The 17,012-nt window shown below is 74.3% G+C and carries 18 protein-coding genes; 12 read left to right on the forward strand and 6 right to left on the reverse strand.

Annotated features, from left to right (window positions below; genetic code table 11):
- From GA0070606_RS22345 to GA0070606_RS22355, 3 genes are all read left to right on the forward strand, one after another.
- Positions 1-447 carry an acyl-CoA thioesterase gene (locus GA0070606_RS22345; protein WP_091103820.1) on the forward strand — a complete coding sequence of 149 codons (447 nt, stop codon included), beginning with the start codon at positions 1-3 and terminating at the stop codon, positions 445-447.
- Positions 444-1,148, forward strand: coding sequence for a DUF8185 domain-containing protein (locus GA0070606_RS22350; protein ID WP_091103823.1), 705 nt, complete (start codon positions 444-446; stop codon positions 1,146-1,148). The genes GA0070606_RS22345 and GA0070606_RS22350 overlap by 4 nt, the downstream gene beginning before the upstream one ends.
- A 149-nt stretch (positions 1,149-1,297) precedes the next feature.
- Positions 1,298-1,885, forward strand: a complete 588-nt coding sequence (locus GA0070606_RS22355) for a type III secretion system chaperone family protein (protein WP_091103825.1) — start codon at positions 1,298-1,300, stop codon at positions 1,883-1,885.
- 24 nt (positions 1,886-1,909) lie between these two features.
- Here the strand turns inward: GA0070606_RS22355 and GA0070606_RS22360 are convergent, their stop codons facing one another.
- The 3 genes from GA0070606_RS22360 to GA0070606_RS22370 form a co-directional block, all read right to left on the reverse strand.
- Positions 1,910-2,299, reverse strand: coding sequence for a globin (locus tag GA0070606_RS22360; protein WP_245724981.1), 390 nt, complete (start codon positions 2,297-2,299; stop codon positions 1,910-1,912).
- Positions 2,300-2,394: 95 nt separating this feature from the next.
- Complete coding sequence (locus tag GA0070606_RS22365; RefSeq protein ID WP_091103831.1) at positions 2,395-3,804, reverse strand: MFS transporter; 1,410 nt, start codon at positions 3,802-3,804, stop codon at positions 2,395-2,397.
- A gap of 232 nt (positions 3,805-4,036) precedes the next feature.
- Positions 4,037-5,107 carry a mechanosensitive ion channel family protein gene (locus tag GA0070606_RS22370; protein ID WP_483819076.1) on the reverse strand — a complete coding sequence of 357 codons (1,071 nt, stop codon included), beginning with the start codon at positions 5,105-5,107 and terminating at the stop codon, positions 4,037-4,039.
- A 277-nt stretch (positions 5,108-5,384) separates the two neighbouring features.
- On the opposite strand from GA0070606_RS22370, the gene GA0070606_RS22375 reads away from it, so the two are divergent.
- Positions 5,385-5,918, forward strand: coding sequence for an HNH endonuclease (locus tag GA0070606_RS22375; RefSeq protein WP_091108032.1), 534 nt, complete (start codon positions 5,385-5,387; stop codon positions 5,916-5,918).
- Positions 5,919-6,082: 164 nt separating this feature from the next.
- Here GA0070606_RS22375 and GA0070606_RS22380 read toward each other — a convergent pair whose 3' ends face one another.
- The 3 genes from GA0070606_RS22380 to GA0070606_RS22390 form a co-directional block, all read right to left on the reverse strand.
- Positions 6,083-6,934, reverse strand: coding sequence for a class F sortase (locus tag GA0070606_RS22380; protein WP_091103836.1), 852 nt, complete (start codon positions 6,932-6,934; stop codon positions 6,083-6,085).
- Positions 6,935-6,946: 12 nt separating this feature from the next.
- A complete protein-coding gene (locus GA0070606_RS22385; protein ID WP_091103838.1) occupies positions 6,947-7,468 on the reverse strand; it encodes a hypothetical protein in 522 nt (173 codons plus the stop codon).
- Between the two features lie 89 nt (positions 7,469-7,557).
- On the reverse strand, positions 7,558-8,013 hold the full coding sequence (locus GA0070606_RS22390; RefSeq protein ID WP_091103841.1) for an Lrp/AsnC family transcriptional regulator: 456 nt from the start codon (positions 8,011-8,013) through the stop codon (positions 7,558-7,560).
- Positions 8,014-8,184: 171 nt separating this feature from the next.
- Between GA0070606_RS22390 and GA0070606_RS22395 the strand changes: the two genes are divergently transcribed.
- The 8 genes from GA0070606_RS22395 (at position 8,185) to GA0070606_RS22430 (ending at position 16,956) form a co-directional block, all read left to right on the forward strand.
- Entirely contained in the window at positions 8,185-9,084 is a 900-nt protein-coding gene (locus tag GA0070606_RS22395; protein WP_091103843.1) for a tryptophan 2,3-dioxygenase, read from the forward strand.
- A 20-nt stretch (positions 9,085-9,104) separates the two neighbouring features.
- Positions 9,105-10,412, forward strand: a complete 1,308-nt coding sequence (gene kynU / locus GA0070606_RS22400) for a kynureninase (protein WP_091108034.1) — start codon at positions 9,105-9,107, stop codon at positions 10,410-10,412.
- Complete coding sequence (locus GA0070606_RS22405; protein ID WP_091103844.1) at positions 10,409-11,746, forward strand: FAD-dependent oxidoreductase; 1,338 nt, start codon at positions 10,409-10,411, stop codon at positions 11,744-11,746. Before kynU ends, GA0070606_RS22405 begins: the two co-directional genes overlap by 4 nt.
- A 23-nt stretch (positions 11,747-11,769) precedes the next feature.
- Positions 11,770-13,251 carry a 2-hydroxymuconic semialdehyde dehydrogenase gene (locus tag GA0070606_RS22410; RefSeq protein WP_091108036.1) on the forward strand — a complete coding sequence of 494 codons (1,482 nt, stop codon included), beginning with the start codon at positions 11,770-11,772 and terminating at the stop codon, positions 13,249-13,251.
- Positions 13,252-13,318: 67 nt separating this feature from the next.
- On the forward strand, positions 13,319-14,113 hold the full coding sequence (locus GA0070606_RS22415) for a 2-keto-4-pentenoate hydratase (RefSeq protein ID WP_091103847.1): 795 nt from the start codon (positions 13,319-13,321) through the stop codon (positions 14,111-14,113).
- Positions 14,110-15,072, forward strand: a complete 963-nt coding sequence (locus GA0070606_RS22420; protein ID WP_091103849.1) for an acetaldehyde dehydrogenase (acetylating) — start codon at positions 14,110-14,112, stop codon at positions 15,070-15,072. Before GA0070606_RS22415 ends, GA0070606_RS22420 begins: the two co-directional genes overlap by 4 nt.
- Positions 15,069-16,127, forward strand: a complete 1,059-nt coding sequence (dmpG, locus tag GA0070606_RS22425; protein ID WP_091103852.1) for a 4-hydroxy-2-oxovalerate aldolase — start codon at positions 15,069-15,071, stop codon at positions 16,125-16,127. Before GA0070606_RS22420 ends, dmpG begins: the two co-directional genes overlap by 4 nt.
- A gap of 55 nt (positions 16,128-16,182) precedes the next feature.
- Positions 16,183-16,956: a 2-keto-4-pentenoate hydratase gene (locus tag GA0070606_RS22430; RefSeq protein ID WP_091103854.1), complete on the forward strand. Its 774-nt coding sequence runs from the start codon at positions 16,183-16,185 to the stop codon at positions 16,954-16,956.
- Positions 16,957-17,012: the final 56 nt, after the last annotated feature.

The following is a 17,012-nucleotide window of genomic DNA, read 5'->3' on the forward strand; positions in this document are numbered from 1 at the left end:
GTGGCGGACAGGTTCGTCTACCACTGCGCCCTGCGGTGGTCAGACCTGGACGCGTACGGCCACGTCAACAACTCGCGCTTCCTCACCCTCTACGAGGAGGCCCGGGTGGCGCTGATGTTCGCCGGCGGCCGGGCGTGGGGGGTGGGCTCGTTCGCCGACGGGGTCGTGATCCGTCGGCACGAGGTCGACTACCTGCGCCCGGTCGACTACGCCCTCGGCCGGGCGAGCGCGGAGGCGGCCCCGGCCGTGCGCGTCGAGCTGTGGGTGGAGGAGATCCGGGCCGCCTCCTTCACGGTCGCCTACGAGCTCTACGACGGCGACGTGCTGGCCAGCCGGGCCCGCTCGGTGCTGGTGCCGTTCGACCTGACCCGGCAGGCGCCGCGCCGGGTCAGCCCGCAGGAGCGCGAGTTCCTGCTCTCGTACGCGCCGCAGGGCGGGCCGGCGTGACCGCGTCCGGCGGCCCGGTGCGGGTCCCCGCGGGCGGCGGGCACGGGATCGTGGACGCGGCCGACGCGGGCGCCTTCCTGGCCCGCCTGGTCCGGCTGGACCGGGACGCGCCGGTGCGGCTGCGGCCGACCGACGCGGCGGGCCGTACCGCCCTCTGGGGGCGCCTGCCGTGGGGCGTGCTGGTCGTGCGCACCGTGGCCGGTGCGGGCGCCGGCGACGTCACCGTCGCGGCCGGCGAGCTGCTGGCCGAGCTGGCGGCCGGCGGCGCGGCGCTGCCCCGTCGCCGGGACGAGCGGTGGCGCTGGCCGCTGCCGCCCGGGGCCGGCCGCCGGGTGGAGACGCTGCCGGCGGGGGAGCTGCGGCGCATCGCCGCCGCCGCGGCGGGCACCCTGCGCGACGCCGCCGCGCACGGCGTGGCCGGCCGTGCCGTCGGCCAGCGGGCGCTGCGCGACGCGCTGCTCGACCACGTGCCGGTGGTGGTCACCCCGGACGACGCGCCCGGCGAGCCGGTCGAGGTGACCCAGCGGCTGGTCCAGGGGGTGGTCAGGATGGGCTTCCTGGGCGCGGCCGAGGCCGGCCCCGACGACGTCGGAGCGGGCGACGTCCAGGTGCGTACGGTCGGCCGTTGGGTCGGACTTGCAGGACCTTACGGAGCGGCCTGGTCGCAGACGGCTACGGATCTTGCCGTAAGGCCCCTGTGAGGTCATCCGTTCGGATGACCCGTGGTCATTCTTCTGTCCTGGGGCTGTCGTTGGGGGGGTGCCTCAACCCGGCTGTCCGGGTACCGTCCATCCTCGGATCCAACGCACCGTAGGCGGCTGGATCCGCTGGGGAGTGAGGTGCGCGAACGATGCCGTGGTGGTCATGGCGCCCCGGTCCCGCCAACGGCGGCGGCGATCCGGAAAGTCGGAGCGGGATCACAGTGGAGGGCACCGTCCGGGTCGGACCACCGGCCCCCCGTCAGCCGGGCGACGACTGCCCACCGGTCGAGCGGCCGGTGATGGCGGACGTGCCGGCCACCGTCGAGCCGGTCACCCTGCGTCGCGTCTGCGACGCGCTCGACCTGCTCGACGTCCGCTACCTGGCGGACGGCGACGGAAACCTGCTGGCCATGTGGGAGCGGCACGCGGTGCTGGTCACCCTGGAGGGCCCCGAGGACGAGATCCTGGTGATGCGGGCGCGTCCACACGCCACGGTGCCGCCCGACTGGGCCGACCGGGCCTACCGGGTGGTCAACGAGTGGAACCACACCCGCCGCTTCTGCAAGGCCTACGTCGGCGACCCGACCGAACGCGGCCAGCTGCCGATCTACGCGGAGCTGCAGGTGCCGTTCGGCGCCGGGGCGCACGACGCGCTCCTGGTCGAGATGCTCGACTGTGGCGCGGCCGTGGCCACCAGCTTCGTGGACTGGCTGCACGACGAGGGCGCCCTGCTCTGAGCCGGCCGCCGCGCCCGTCGCGCGTTAGGCCGGCCCGGCCGGGTCCTCCATCACGTTGACCATGAAGTACGCGGCCCGCTCCAGGTAGTCCCAGAACGCGGTGGCGATCTCCGGCGGCAGGTCGAGACTGTCGACGGCGCGGCGCATGTGCAGCAGCCACGCGTCCCGCTCGGCGGCGCCGATCCGGTAGGGCGCGTGGCGCATCCGCAGCCGGGGGTGCCCGCGCTGGGCCGAGTAGGTGTGCGGGCCGCCCCAGTACTGCATGAGGAACAGCGCCAGCCGGTCGGCGGCCGGGCCCAGATCCTCCTCCGGATACATGGGGCGCAGCAGCGGGTCGGTGGCCACCCCCGCGTAGAACTCGTCCACCAGCTTGCGGAAGGTGGGCTCGCCGCCTACCGCTTCGAAGAGGGTCATCGACGCGTCGGGACGGTCGGACTCACCTGCGGCATTCACCGTTCCATCCTGCCAGGTGCCACCCCGGGCGCGGGGGACGGCGGCTGTGGGTCAGCTCACCGCGTGCCGCTGGTGGCCGCCTCGCCGCCGGGCCGGCCGCCCACCGGGTCGTCGTCGGCATCGCCCGACCGGCCGCGCCGGTCGTCCCCGGCCGGGCCCGGCCCCGCCGTGCCGGCCCGCAGCGCGGCCTCGTTCGCCGCCTCGGCGGCCTCGATCGCCGCGTCGACCGTCGAGCGGCTCGGCCAGCGCAGGCCGGCGAGCGCCATCAGCAGGACGCCGACCGCGCTCCACACCCCGACCACGACCGGGATCGGGTAGCGCTCGGACAGCAGGCCGGTGACCAGGACGGCCAGGCCCTGGATCACCTGGATGCCGGTGGCCATCACGCCGAAGGCGCGGGCCCGGAAGCCGGTGGGCAGGGCCCGGACGAAGAGCCCGTTGGCCACCGGGAGCATGCCGGCGACCGCGAATCCGCTGGCCGCGGCGAGCAGCGCCACCACCAGCGGCGGCGGGTCGAACAGGGCGGGCACCAGGGCCAGCGGGGAGAGCACCGCCAGCGGCCGCATCAGGCTCAGCCGCCGACCCGGCCCGAAGGCCCGGCTGACGACCAGGCCGCCGACGATGAAGCCGACGGGGCTGGCGGCCATGATGATGGCCTGGGCGGCCCCGGCGTCCAGGCCGCCGGCGTGCTCGTTGGCCCACGCGGCGGCCAGGCCCTCCGGCACCACCGAGAAGAGCATGGCGGTGAAGACCAGCACGGCGATGGCCCGCAGCACCGGGGTGCCGAACACGATCTGGAAGCCCTGCGCGGTCTCCCGCAGCAGGTGGCTGCGGTGCGCGGCGGTCATCGCCGGCGGCCGGTCGGCCACGCCGGAGCGGACCAGCACGGCCGACAGCGCGAACGTCGCGGCGTTCACCAGGAGCGCGACCGTCGGGTCGAAGGCGGCGATGGCGGCGCCCGCGAGGTAGCCGACGACCTGGGCCGCCTGGCCGACGCTGCTGTTGATCGACAACCCGACCACCAGCCGGTCCCCGGTGAGGATCAGGGGGAGCAGCGCGGACTTGGCCGCCTGGCTGGGCGGATTGGCCAGGGTGGTGGCGAAGAGCAGCGCCAGGACCAGCTCGACGGGCATGCCGGGGATGGCGATGCCCACCATCAGCACCATCCGCACCAGGTCGCAGGCGACCATGACCTGCCGGTAGCGGTGCCGCTCCGCGAGCGTGGCGAGCAGGGGACCACCTACCAGCCAGGGCAGGTAGCTGACCGCGAAGGCGGCCGCGGAGAGCGCGACCGAGCGGGTCTCCTCGTAGACCAGCAGGGTGACCGCGGCCTTGGCGATGTAGTCGCCGATCCAGGAGAGAGCGCTCGCCGAGAAGACGGCGCGGTATTCGCGATTGGCGAACACCTCGCGGAAGGTTGCCGGGCCTTCCGGGGATGGTCGCTCGTCGGGCACCGTCGCCTCCATCGTTCCCCTGGGCGGGCCACTCGTGATGGACGGGCCCGGGAACCGTCGTCAGATCTACGGATCAGCGAGGACGTGATCACGCTCCGGGGGGAGCGCGTGCACCGGATTCTGCCCGATCGTCTGACAACTGGCTAGGGCGAACGGATTGATCGTCGCATCCCCGACTGAACGAACGGACGATACCCGAGGGGCCACCCGGACCGCGACCCCCGCCTATGTCGAACCGCCCCGCTCAGGTCGCGCCGCCCTGTCCCGTCTCGCCGGGGGTGTGGACGGGCAGGCCGGGGTAGAGCCGCGCGGCGGCGATCTTCGCGGTGATGCCCGAGTTCTCCAGCGCCTCGGCCAGCCGGCGGCGCAGCTCCCGGCCGACCGCGAACTGCCCGTCGGCCGTCGTCTTGACCACCGTACGGATCACCGCGCCCTCGACCGTCATCTGCTCGACGCCGAGCACCTCGGGCGGCTCGACGATCTCCGGCGACAGTTCGGGATCCACCGCCAGGGAGGCGGCGGCGGTACGCAGCACCGCCGTCGCCTCCTCCGTGCCGGCGAAACCGATGGGCAGGTCGACCACGACCAGGGCCCAGCCCTGGCTCTTGTTGCCCACCCGGACGATCTCGCCGTTGCGGATGTACCAGAGCACGCCCCGCCCGTCGCGGACCGTCGTGACCCGCAGCCCGACCGACTCCACCACGCCCGTCGCCTCGCCGAGGTCCACCGTGTCGCCGACGCCGTACTGGTCCTCGATCAGCATGAACAGGCCGGCGATCAGGTCCTTGACCAGGCTCTGCGCGCCGAAGCCCAGCGCCACGCCCGCGATGCCGGCGCTGGCCAGCAGCGGCGCCAGGTCGAAGCTGAACTCCTTGAGCACCATCAGCACCGCGATGCCGAAGATGAACGCCGTGCTGAGGCTGCGCAGCACGGAACCGATCGCCTCCGCCCGCTGGCGGCGTCGCTCCGGGACGAACTCGCCCGGCTCGGCGGCGGCGGTGGGGATGCGCTCCCGCAGCGGGCGCAGCATGGTGGGCACGCCCGCGTCGCTGGTGGTGCGCACCAGCCGGCGGATCGTCCGGTGCACCAGCCAGCGGGCGGCGACCGCCAGCAGCAGGATCAGGACGATCCGCAGCGGCTTGAGCAGGATCCAGTAGCTGCCCTCGGCGAACCACACCGACCCGGTCATGTCGTAGACGCTCTTGCAGAGCGCGTCGTCCAGGCAGGTCGGCGACGGGTCCGGCTGCGGCGCCTCGACGGCGGGCAGGGCGGGCGGCGGCAGGCTGACAGCGGTCACGCTGTCTTCGTACCGCACCCGGCGGGCCGCCCTCCCGCCGACCCTCCGGGCCGTGACGCGGACCAGCGGCGGGGTGCCGTCGTGCCCGGCGTACGAGGGCGAACCGGTCATCCTGACAGACGCGACGACCGCTTCCGGAGGGACCCCGGATTAGTACGTGCAATCCGGGGGCCGATCAGGGACGATGGGCGCACGGACGTCGGTGATCCGGCCGGCGTCGGCCGTGGTGGGTCGCCGTGCCCGTTGACGGTCGGCGGTGGTGGGCAGGAGCCGCTGAACCGGAAGGGTGACCACGATGCCTGACATACGACCCACGGTGGGCTCCGGTGCGCTGGTCCTCAATGCCACCTACGAGCCGCTGTGTGTCGTGTCCGTGCGTCGTGCCGCAATCCTCGTGCTCTCCGCCAAGGCGGTCTGCGTCGCCGACGGCGACGGCGTCCTGCACAGCGCGCGCAACGCGCTGCCGGTGCCGTCGGTCGTCCGGCTCACCCGCTTCGTGCGGGTGCCCTACCGCACCCACGTCGGCCTCTCGCGCCGGGCGATCTTCGCCCGGGACGGCTGGCGCTGCGCCTACTGCCGGGGGCCCGCCGAGACCATCGACCACGTCTTCCCCCGCAGCCGTGGGGGCCGGCACGCCTGGGAGAACGTGGTCGCCGCCTGCGCCCGGTGCAACCACACCAAAGGCGACAAGACGCCCGCCGAGCTGGGTTGGCGGCTGCACGCGCTGCCGGCCGCGCCGAAGGGCGCCGCGTGGCGGGTGCTCGGCCACCGCGCGCCCGACCCGCGCTGGGCCGACTGGCTCGACCTGCGCGAGCCCGAGGCCGCCTGACCCGCCCTCGCGCGAGCACCGAGGCCGCCCGACGCCGCTGTCTCGTCCCGGGCGAGCGCCGAGGCCGTCCGACGCGGCCGTCCCGTCCCGGGCGAGCGCCGGCCGAGACCATCTGACCTCGCCGCCCCGCTCCGCGCGTGGGCCGAGCGGGCGCGCCGGGTGGGTCACGCGGTGCGGGCCTTGACCAGGGACGCGAAGACCACCACGTTGTCGGCGTAGCCGGTCTCCCCGCCCACCCAGCGCCCGCCGCAGGTGATCAGGCGCAACCGGGGACGGCTGAAGTCGCCGAACACCTCGTCGACGGGCAGCCGCTCCTTGTCGAAGCGCTCGACCGAGTCCACCTCGAAGACCGCCACCGAGCGGTCGGAGCGGGTGACCTCGATGCGGTCGCCCTCGCGCAGGTCCCGCAGCTTGTGGAAGACCGCCGGCCCGGTCGTGGTGTCGACGTGCCCGACGATGACGGCGGGGCCGTACTGGCCGGGGGTGGGGCCCTGGTCGTACCAGCCGGCCTCCTGGGCGCGGGCGGCGTCCGGCACCGCGATGCTGCCGTCCGGGGCGATCCCGACGCCGTGCACGCGTGCCCGGACGTCGATCGGGTCGATGGCGATGTCGACGGGGCGGCTGGCGGGCAGCACCGGGAACTTCTTCGGCGGTGGCCGCAGCCCCGCGATGAACCGGTCCGGCAGCACGCTCACCCCGGCGACCCGCTCCACCGCGAACATCGCGATGATCAGCACCATCAGCGTCCCGATCACGAGGACCGGGAACCCGGGACCCCGGCCGGGCCCCACCCGGCGGCGGCCGGCCGGCACCCACCGGCGCCGGGGCCGGGCGGGCAGCGGCCCGGTCGCCGGGTCGGTGGTGGCGACGCTGGCCGACACCGCCTCCCCGGCCACCCGGCGCAGCCGGCGGGCGGCGGCGAGCGTGCCCCGGCGGGACGCCCGCAGCGCCCGCCGGGTGGTCGCCCGGAACCGGCCCGGATCGGACCGCCCGGTGCGCCTGTGGGAGCCGGCCATGGCGACGGCGGGTCAGGAACCGGTACCGGTCCGACGACGGTTGCCGAGGAATCCGAAGCCGACGGCCAGGGCCACCGCGGCGAGCCCGCCCACCAGCAGCATCGAGCCGGTGCCCGTGCCGCCGGCGGTGCCGCCGCCACCGGTGGCCGGCCCCTTGCTGGGCTGCTCCATGTTCAGCACGGTGAGCGTCGTCGTCGCGGTGTTGCCGTTGTCACAGCGCAGGTCCACCGGGTAGTCCCCGGGATCCTTGCTGCCCGGGATGGTGACCTGCCCGGTCAGGAAGCCGTTGTCGGGCCGGAGCACCACCCGCCCGAACGCGTCCGATTGCACGGTCGCCTGGCGGTTGTTGGCGTTGTCGCAACTGGCACGGATGCTGACCCGGGTGCCGGCCTGCGCGCTGTTGGGCACCACCTCGACGAAGGTGTTCTCCCCGGCCCGCGCGGGCGCGACGGTCATCAGGACGAACGCCCCGACCAGGGCCAACACGGACAGGACGCTGGTCAGGGCACGTGTGAACGCTGTGAGCACCGGCATGATCCCCCCTTCCGGTGACGATCACCGGAATCCTCCCCGGGCAACAGCGCCTGCTTTCCCGCTGGCCCGGGGGCAAACCCGGATCGCGGTCAGCGGGGGCGGGAGGAGGAGGGCAGCGGGGTGACGGGGTGCCAGTCCAGCGGGGTGGACAGGACCATCGTGCTCGACGGCTGGCCGTACGGGGCGAGGCGGTCGATGACGGCCTCGAACTCCCCGATCGACCCGGCCGCCACCTTCAGCATGCTGCACGCGTCGCCCGTGATGCGGTGGATCTCCAGGATCTCCGGCCATCCGGCCACGTCGGGGTCGTGCAGGATGCAGCGCGAGCCGTAGCAGGACATCCGGATCAGCGCGACCACCGTGCGGCCGGCCCGGGTCAGGTCGACGTGGGCGTGGTAGCCCGTGATGATCCCGGCCTCCTCCAGCCGGCGCACCCGCTCGGCCACGGCCGGCGGCGACAGGTGCACCCGCCGGGACAGCTCGCTGAAGGAGAGGCGCGCGTCGGCCTGCAGTTCCCGCAGCAGCGCCCAGTCCATGTCGTCCATGAGGCGACCTTACTTTCCCGAAGCCCAATCGCGCTCACACCTTTCGCGGCGCAGGTCGTTTGCCCTCAGCGCCGTTGATCCGGCATTCCATCCGGCCGTTCCGCCGCGGGATCATGTCGGTCACCCGGCTCGGCCGACGGCCGCGCACCCGATGAGAGCAGAGGAGGAGCGGTGGAGCAGACGGACCTGCGGGCGCCCACCCGGGCGGCGGTACGCCCGGTCACCCCACGGCAGCGCGCGGCCCGCGCGGCCCGCAACGGCGGCGAGCCGACCCTGGAGTTCGCCGAGCGGGTGCCGTACGACGCGTACGTGCAGGCCAGCACCCTGCACCGGTTGCAGCGGCCGCTGAGCGACGACCCCGGCGAGATGTCCTTCCTGATGGTCAGCCAGATCATGGAGCTGTACTTCGGGCTGACCTGCCACGAGCTGCGCGAGACCCAGCGGCTGCTGCGCGCCGACCGCGTCTGGGACGCGCTGGCCCCGCTGCGTCGCGCCGCGCTGCACCTGGAGGCGCTCAACGCCGCCTGGAAGGGGCTGCGCTGGATGACCCCGGCCGACTTCAACCGGTTCCGCAATCTGCTGGGCGAGGGCTCCGGTTTCCAGTCGGCGATGTACCGGCACCTGGAGTTCCTGCTCGGCCTCCGGGACTCCGCGCTGATCCGGCCGTTCCGCCGGCAGACCGACGTGTACGCCGAACTGCGCGCCACCCTGGCGGCGCCGAGCGTCTGGGACGACGTGCTCGCGCTGCTCGCCCGGCACGGCCACGACCTGCCGGCCGAGCTGCTCGACCGGGACGTCGCGGTCGAGCACGAGCCGCACGCCGCGGTCGAGGGGGCCTGGGTGCGGATCTACGCCGCGCCGGGGCCCGACAACCACCTGCGGATGCTGGGCGAGGCGCTCACCGAGGTCGCCGAGCAGTTCGGCGACTGGCGGCAGCACCACGTCAAGGCGGTGCAGCGCACAATGGGCGCGAAGGTCGGCAGCGGCGGCTCCGCCGGACTGGCGTGGCTGCAGCGCAGCATGGCCCGGGTGGTCTTCCCCGAGCTGTGGTCGGCCCGGACCGCGATGTGACCGGAGAGCGAGACACCCCGATGAGCACCCCTCCAACCGAGTCGTGGCGGTCGGCCGCCGGTGAGGCCGAGGCGCGCCGCCGCGACGACGCCGACCCCGGGCACCGCCACCTGTTCCACGTGCCGTCGGCCGACGGCGGGCGCTACCCGGAGGCGGCGTACCTGGCCGGCAACTCCCTCGGCCTGCAACCGCGGGCCACCCGCGGCGAACTCCTCGCCGACCTAGACGCGTGGAGCCGGCTGGGCGTCGAGGGCCACCTGGAGGCGGAACGCCCCTGGCTGCCGTACCACGAGCTGCTGACGGCGCCCGCCGCGCGACTGGTCGGCGCGGCCCCGGCCGAGGTCGTGGTGATGAACTCCCTGACGGTCAACCTGCACCTGCTGATGGTCAGCTTCTACCGGCCGGCCGGGGAGCGCACCCGGATCGTCATCGAGGACAGCGCCTTCCCCTCGGACAGCTACGCCGTGCGCAGCCAGGCCCGCTTCCACGGCCTCGACCCGGACGCCACGGTCGTGCGGCTGCGCCCGCGCGACGGCGAGGACACCCTGCGCACCGAGGACGTGACCGACTACCTGGCCGCCGAGGGCGACCGCGTGGCGCTGGTGCTGCTCGGCGGGGTCAACTACCTCACCGGCGAGCTGATGGACATCCCGACGATCACCGCCGCCGGCCGGGCGGCCGGCGCCGTGGTCGGCTGGGACCTGGCGCACGCCGCCGGCAACGTGCCGCTCGCGCTGCACGACTGGGACGTGGACTTCGCCGCCTGGTGCTCCTACAAGTACCTCAACTCCGGGCCGGGCGCGCTGGCCGGGGTGTTCGTCCACGAGCGGCACCTCGGTGACCCGGGCCTGCCCCGCTTCGAGGGCTGGTGGAGCACCGACGCGGCGACCCGGTTCGAGATGACCCCGGTCTCCCGGCCGCCGGCCACGGTGGAGGCCTGGCAGGTGTCCAACCCGCCGATCTTCGCGATGGGCCCGGTGCGGACGTCGCTGGAGCTGTTCGACTCCGTCGGCATGCCGGCGCTGCGCGAGCGCAGCCTCCGGCTCACCGGCTACCTGGCGGGGCTGCTCGACGAGGTGACCGCCGACCGCCCGCTGACCGTGGTCACCCCGCGCGACCCCGCGCGGCGGGGCTGCCAGCTCTCGGTGCGCATCGGCACGGGCAGCGCCGCCGGGCTGGCCAAGCGGCTGCGCCACGAGCACGGCGTGATCGCCGACGCCCGGGAGCCGGACATCGTGCGGTTTGCCCCGGTGCCGCTCTACTCCACGTTCCACGACTGCTGGCGGGTCGCCGACGCGCTGGCCGCCACGGTGGAGGTGACCCGATGACGGGCGAGCGCGACGAGATCGCGGTCGTCGGCGCCGGCCTGGCCGGCTGCCTGCTGGCCTGCTTCCTGGCCCGCCGCGGCTACCCGGTGGCGCTCTACGAGCGGCGGCCCGACCCGCGTACCGGCACCGTCGAGCGGGGCCGCTCGATCAACCTGGCGCTCTCCGAGCGGGGCCTGGACGCGTTGCGCCGCATCGGCCTCGACGGGCAGGTGCTGGCGGACGCGCTGCCGATGCGCGGCCGGATGATCCACCCGGTCGCCGGCGAGCCGCAGTTCCAGTCGTACAGCGCCTCCGGCGACCGGGCGATCAACTCGATCAGCCGGGGCGCGCTGAACAACGCCCTGCTGGACGCGGCGACCGCCCTGCCCGGGGTGCGGGTCGCCTTCGACCACCGGCTCGTCGGGCTCGACCCGGCCACCGGCGAGATGACCTTCGAGACGCCGCGGGGCAAGGTCGCGGCCACCGCGTCGGTCGTCCTCGGCGCCGACGGCGCCGGCTCGGCGGTGCGCGGGCAGTTGCTGGCGTACGGGCTGCTGACCGAGAGCCTGGACTTCCTCGACTACGGCTACAAGGAGCTGACGATCCCCCCGCTGGGTGGGGACTTCGCCCTCGACCCGGACGCGCTGCACATCTGGCCGCGCGGCACCTCGATGATGATCGCGCTGCCGAACCCGGACCGCTCGTTCACCTGCACGCTCTTCTGGCCCACCCACGGCACCGCCAGCTTCGCGTCGCTGGGCAGCCCGGCGGCCATCGAGCGGCACTTCGCCGAGCACTACCCGGACCTGCCGCCGCTCGCCCCGAACCTGGTCGACGACTACCAGCACAACCCGGTGGGCGTGCTCGGCACCGTCCGCTGCACGCCCTGGCAGGCCAACGGGCGGGTCGGCCTGCTCGGCGACGCCGCGCACGCCATCGTCCCGTTCTACGGCCAGGGCGCGAACTGCGCGTTCGAGGACGTGGTCGAGCTGGACCGGTGCCTGGCGGAGTGCGCCGACGACTGGTCGGCGGCGCTGCCGCTGTTCCAGGAGCGCCGGCAGGCCAACGCCGAGGCGATCGCGCGGATGGCGCTGGCCAACTTCGTGGAGATGCGCGACAAGGTGGCCTCCCCGCTGTTCCAGGCCGGCCGGAAGGTCGAGCACGCCCTGGAACGGGCGCTGCCGGGCCGGTACGTTTCCCGGTACGAGCTGGTGTCCTTCTCGACCACCCCGTACGCCGAGGTGGTCCGGCGCGTCCGCAGGCAGCACCGGCTGCTCGCGGCGGTGGCCGGCGGCGCGGCGGCCCTGCTGGCCGGCGCGGTCGGCGTGGCGATCAACCGAGGGAGGCGTCGATGACCGTCACCTGGGACCCCCGGCTGATGGCCGGGCGGGCGCCCGACGGCCCGGGTCTGCTGCGCAACTTCGTCGGCGGCGAGTTCGTCGAGGCCGGGCGCCGGTTCACCAAGCGCAGCCCGGTCACCGGCGAGCCGGTGTTCGAGGTCGCGGAGGCCGACCGGGCGTGCGTGGACGACGCGGTGGCCGCCGCGCGGGCCGCGCTGCGCGGGCCGTGGGGCCGGATGGGGGAGCGCGAGCGGGCCGAGGTGCTGCGCCGGGTCGCCGACGAGCTGGAGCGCCGCTTCGACGACCTGGTCACCGCCGAGGTCGCCGACACCGGCAAGGCCATCTCGCAGGCGCGGACGCTGGACATCCCGCGCGGGGCGGCGAACTTCCGCGCCTTCGCCGAGATCGTGGCGACCGCGCCGACGGAGTCCTTCACCACGGTCACCCCGACCGGCGGCCGGGCGCTGAACTACGCGGTCCGCAAGCCGGTCGGCGTGGTCGCGGTGATCGTGCCCTGGAACCTGCCGCTGCTGCTGCTCACCTGGAAGGTCGCCCCGGCCCTGGCCTGCGGCGACACGGTGGTGGTGAAACCCAGCGAGGAGACCCCCGCCTCGGCGACCCTGCTCGCCGAGGTGATGGCCGCCGCCGGCGTGCCCGACGGCGTGTTCAACCTGGTGCACGGCTTCGGGCCCGACTCGGCCGGGGAGTTCCTCACCCGTCACCCCGGGGTCGACGCGATCACCTTCACCGGCGAGTCGGCCACCGGCGGTGCCATCATGCGGGCCGCCGCCGACGGCGTGAAGGCCGTCTCCTTCGAGCTGGGCGGCAAGAACGCCGGGCTGGTCTTCGCCGACGCCGACCTCGACGCGGCCGTGGCCGGCTCGGTGCGCTCCAGCTTCACCAACGGCGGGCAGGTGTGCCTCTGCACCGAACGCATCTACGTGCAGCGCCCGGTGTTCGAGGAGTTCACCGCCCGGCTGGCGAAGCGGGCCGGGGAACTGCCGTTCGGCTGGCCGACCGACGAGGCCACCGTCAACATGCCGCTGATCTCGCACCAGCACCGGGCCAAGGTGCTCGGCCACTACGAGCTGGCCCGCACCGAGGGCGCCGAGGTGCTCGCCGGGGGCGGCGCGCCGGCCTTCGGCGACGCCCGCGACGGCGGCGCGTACGTGCAGCCGACGGTGCTGACCGGGCTGGGCCCGGACGCCCGCACCAACCGCGAGGAGATCTTCGGCCCGGTGGTGCACGTCGCCCCGTTCGACGACGAGGAGGAGGCTTACGCGCTGGCCAACGGCACCGAGTACGGCCTCGCGGCGACGGTGTGGACCCGCGACGTCGGGCGGGCGCACCGGGCCGGCGCCCGGCTCGACGCCGGCATCGTCTGGGTCAACACCTGGTTCCTGCGCGACCTGCGTACCCCGTTCGGCGGGGTGAAGGCGTCGGGGATCGGGCGCGAGGGCGGCGTGCACTCCCTCGACTTCTATTCCGAACTGACGAACGTCTGCGTGGACCTGACATGAGCGAGCGGATCGACAGGCGCGGCGCGGGGCGGCCTCGTGGCGGCTGCGCGCGCGGCGAGGAGCGGACATGAGCGTCGACTACGAGGCGGCGGCCAGGGAACTTCTCGACGCGCGGGAGAGCGGCAAGCCCTGCCCGCCGCTGCGCGGGCGGCTGCTGCCCGAGGGGGACGTCACCTCGGCGTACGTCGTCCAGCAGCTCCAGGTGCGACAGTGGCTGCGGCGGGGCGACCGCCGGGTCGGCGCCAAGATCGGCCTGACGTCGCGGGCGGTGCAGGAGAGCTTCGGCGTCTTCCAGCCCGACTTCGGGGTGCTGACCGACGCGATGGCGGTGCCCGACGGCGCCGAGGTGGCCGTCGACCGGCTGCTCCAGCCCAGGGTGGAGGCGGAGGTCGCGTTCGTGCTCGGCGCGGACCTGCCCGACGAGCGGATCACCACCGCCGACCTCGTCCGCGCGGTCGACCACGTGCTGCCGGCGATCGAGATCGTCGACTCGCGGATCGCCGGCTGGGACATCTCCATCGTGGACACCGTCGCCGACAACGCCTCCAGTGGCCTGTTCGTGCTCGGCACCGCGCCGCGCCGGCTCGCCGACGTGGACCTGCGGCTGTGCGGGATGGTCCTCGAACACGCCGGGGAACCGGTGTCGGTCGGCGCGGGCGCGGCCTGCCTGGGCAACCCGCTGCACGCGCTGGAGTGGCTGGCGCGGACGACGGCCCGCTCCGGCGACCCGCTGCGCGCGGGCGACGTGGTGCTCTCCGGGGCGCTCGGCCCGATGGTGCCGGTGACCCCGGGCGCGGCGTACGAGGCGCGGATCTCCGGCCTCGGGTCGGTCCGGACGTGTTTCTCTCAGGAGGCGTCATGAGTGTCGGGGTGGCGGTGATCGGGTCGGGCAACATCGGCACCGATCTGATGATCAAGGTGCTGCGGTTGAGTGACCGTCTGCGCATGGTGGCGATGGCCGGCATCGACCCTGCCTCCGACGGCCTGGCCCGGGCCCGGCGTCTCGGCGTGGCGACCACCGCCGAGGGCGTCGACGGGCTGGTCGCGATGCCCGAGTTCGCCGACGTGGAGCTGGTCTTCGACGCCACCTCGGCCGGGGCGCACCGGCACAACGACGCCGTGCTGCGCGCGCACGGGCGCACCGTGGTCGACCTGACTCCCGCCGCGATCGGCCCGTACGTGGTGCCGCCGGTCAACCTCGACGAGCACCTGCGCGAGCGCAACGTGAACATGGTGACCTGCGGCGGCCAGGCCACCGTTCCGATCGTCGCCGCGGTCGCCCGGGTCACCCCGGTGGCGTACGGGGAGATCGTCGCCTCGATCGCCTCGAAGTCGGCCGGCCCGGGGACCCGGGCCAACATCGACGAGTTCACCGAGACCACCGCCCGGGCCATCGAGGTGGTCGGCGGCGCGGAGCGCGGCAAGGCGATCATCGTGCTGAACCCGGCCGACCCGCCGCTGCTGATGCGGGACACCGTCTACTGCCTCTGCCCGGACGACGACGCCGATCGGGTCGCGATCGCCTCCTCGGTGGCCGACATGGTGGCGGCCGTGCAGGAGTACGTCCCCGGCTACCGGCTCAAGCAGACCGTGCAGTTCGACTGGATCGACACGTACGTGCCGGCACTGGGCCGGAACCTCTTCGGGTTGCAGGTCTCGGTCTTCCTGGAGGTCTCCGGCGCCGGGCACTACCTGCCGGCGTACGCCGGGAACCTGGACATCATGACCTCGGCCGCGCTGCGCACCGCGGAGCGTCTGGTCGCCGTGCGGTCGGCGGCCGGCCGCGCCGCCGCGCCGGACGCCACGGGGGTGACCGCATGACCGACCTGTACATCCAGGACGTGACGCTGCGCGACGGCATGCACGCCGTCGCCCACCGCTACACCGTCGAGCAGGTGCGCGCCATCGCCGCCGCGCTGGACGCCGCCGGGGTGGCCGCCGTCGAGGTGGCGCACGGCGACGGGCTCGCCGGCTCCAGCGTCAACTACGGCCACGGCGCGGCCAGCGACGCCGAGTGGATCTCGGCGGCGGCCGAGGTGATGACGAACGCGAAGCTGACCACCCTGCTGCTGCCCGGCATCGGCACCATCGCCGACCTGAGGGCGGCGAAGGCGCTCGGGGTGACGAGCGTGCGGATCGCCACGCACTGCACCGAGGCGGACATCTCCGCCCAGCACATCTCCTGGGCCCGGGAGAACGGCATGGACGTCTCCGGCTTCCTGATGATGTCGCACATGAACGACCCGGCCGGGCTGGCCGCGCAGGCCAAGCTCATGGAGTCGTACGGCGCGCACTGCGTCTACGTCACCGACTCCGGCGGCCGGCTGCTGATGTCCGACGTGGCGGAGCGCGTCGACGCGTACCGGCAGGTGCTGGAGCCGCAGACGCAGATCGGCATCCACGCGCACCACAACCTGTCGCTGGGGGTGGCCAACAGCGTGGTCGCGGTCGAGCACGGCCGGATCCTCGGCGACGGGCCGGTCGGCTCGCCGCACGGCCGGACGGTGCGGGTGGACGCCTCGCTGGCGGGGCAGGGCGCCGGGGCCGGCAACGCGCCGCTGGAGGTCTTCGTCGCGGTTGCCGAGCTGCACGGCTGGAAGCACGGCTGCGACGTCTTCGCGCTGATGGACGCCGCCGACGACATCGTCCGGCCGTTGCAGGACCGGCCCGTGCAGGTCGACCGGGAGACGCTCTCGCTCGGCTACGCCGGGGTCTACTCCAGCTTCCTGCGGCACGCCGAGCGGGCCTCGGCGAAGTACGGCGTGGACGTCCGGTCGATCCTGGTGGAGCTGGGCCGGCGCCGGATGGTCGGCGGACAGGAGGACATGATCGTCGACGTGGCGTTGGACCTCGCCAGCAAGGGGGAATCGCTGTGAGCGCGAGGAGTGAGCCGGTTCTGCGAGCCCCGCGGTCGCGAACGAAGGTGGCACGGTGATCGGGCCGGACACGGCGGGGATCGCCGAGCGGCTGGACGCGGCGGCCGGCACCGCCACCGCCATTCCGCAACTGGCCGTCGAGACCGGCCTGGACGTCGACGCCGCGTACGCGGTGCAGACCGCGCTGCTGCAGCGCCGGATCGACCGGGGCGAGCGGCTGGTCGGGCTCAAGATGGGGCTGACCAGCCGGGCGAAGATGGCCCAGGTCGGCGTGGACGAGGTGATCTGGGGCCGGCTCACCGACGCCATGCGGGTGCCCGACGGCGGCGTGGTCGACGTCGGCGACCACATCCACCCCCGGGTCGAGCCGGAGGTGGCGTTCCTGCTGGACCGGCTTCCCGAGCCCGGCGAGCCCGTCGGCGACTTCACCGACGCGGTCCGGGCCGTCGCCCCGGCCCTCGAGGTGATCGACTCCCGGTACGCGAACTTCACCTTCTCGCTGCCCGACGTGGTCGCCGACAACACGTCGGCCGCCGCGTTCGTGGTCGGGCCGTGGTGCCCGGTGCCGGACGGGCTGGACAACCTGGGCGTGCTGCTGGAGGTCGACGGCCGGGTGGCCCAGGTCGGTTCGACCGCCGCCATCCTCGGCGACCCGCGCCGGGCGCTCGACGAGGGCATCCGGCTCGCCGGTCGGCACGGGGTGCGGCTGCGCTCCGGGTGGGTGTTCCTGGCCGGCGCGGCCACCGCCGCCGTGCCGCTGCGTCCCGGCGCCCACGTCCGGGCCGTCGTCGAGAAGCTCGGCACGGCGTCGCTGCGGGCGTCGTCGTGAGCGGGGTGAGGGGTTCCGGGCAGCCCACCCGGCTCCGGGCGGTCAGGCTTGATCCC

It is taken from the genome of Micromonospora citrea (assembly GCF_900090315.1).
In the GTDB taxonomy this organism is placed as follows: Bacteria; Actinomycetota; Actinomycetes; order Mycobacteriales; family Micromonosporaceae; genus Micromonospora; species Micromonospora citrea.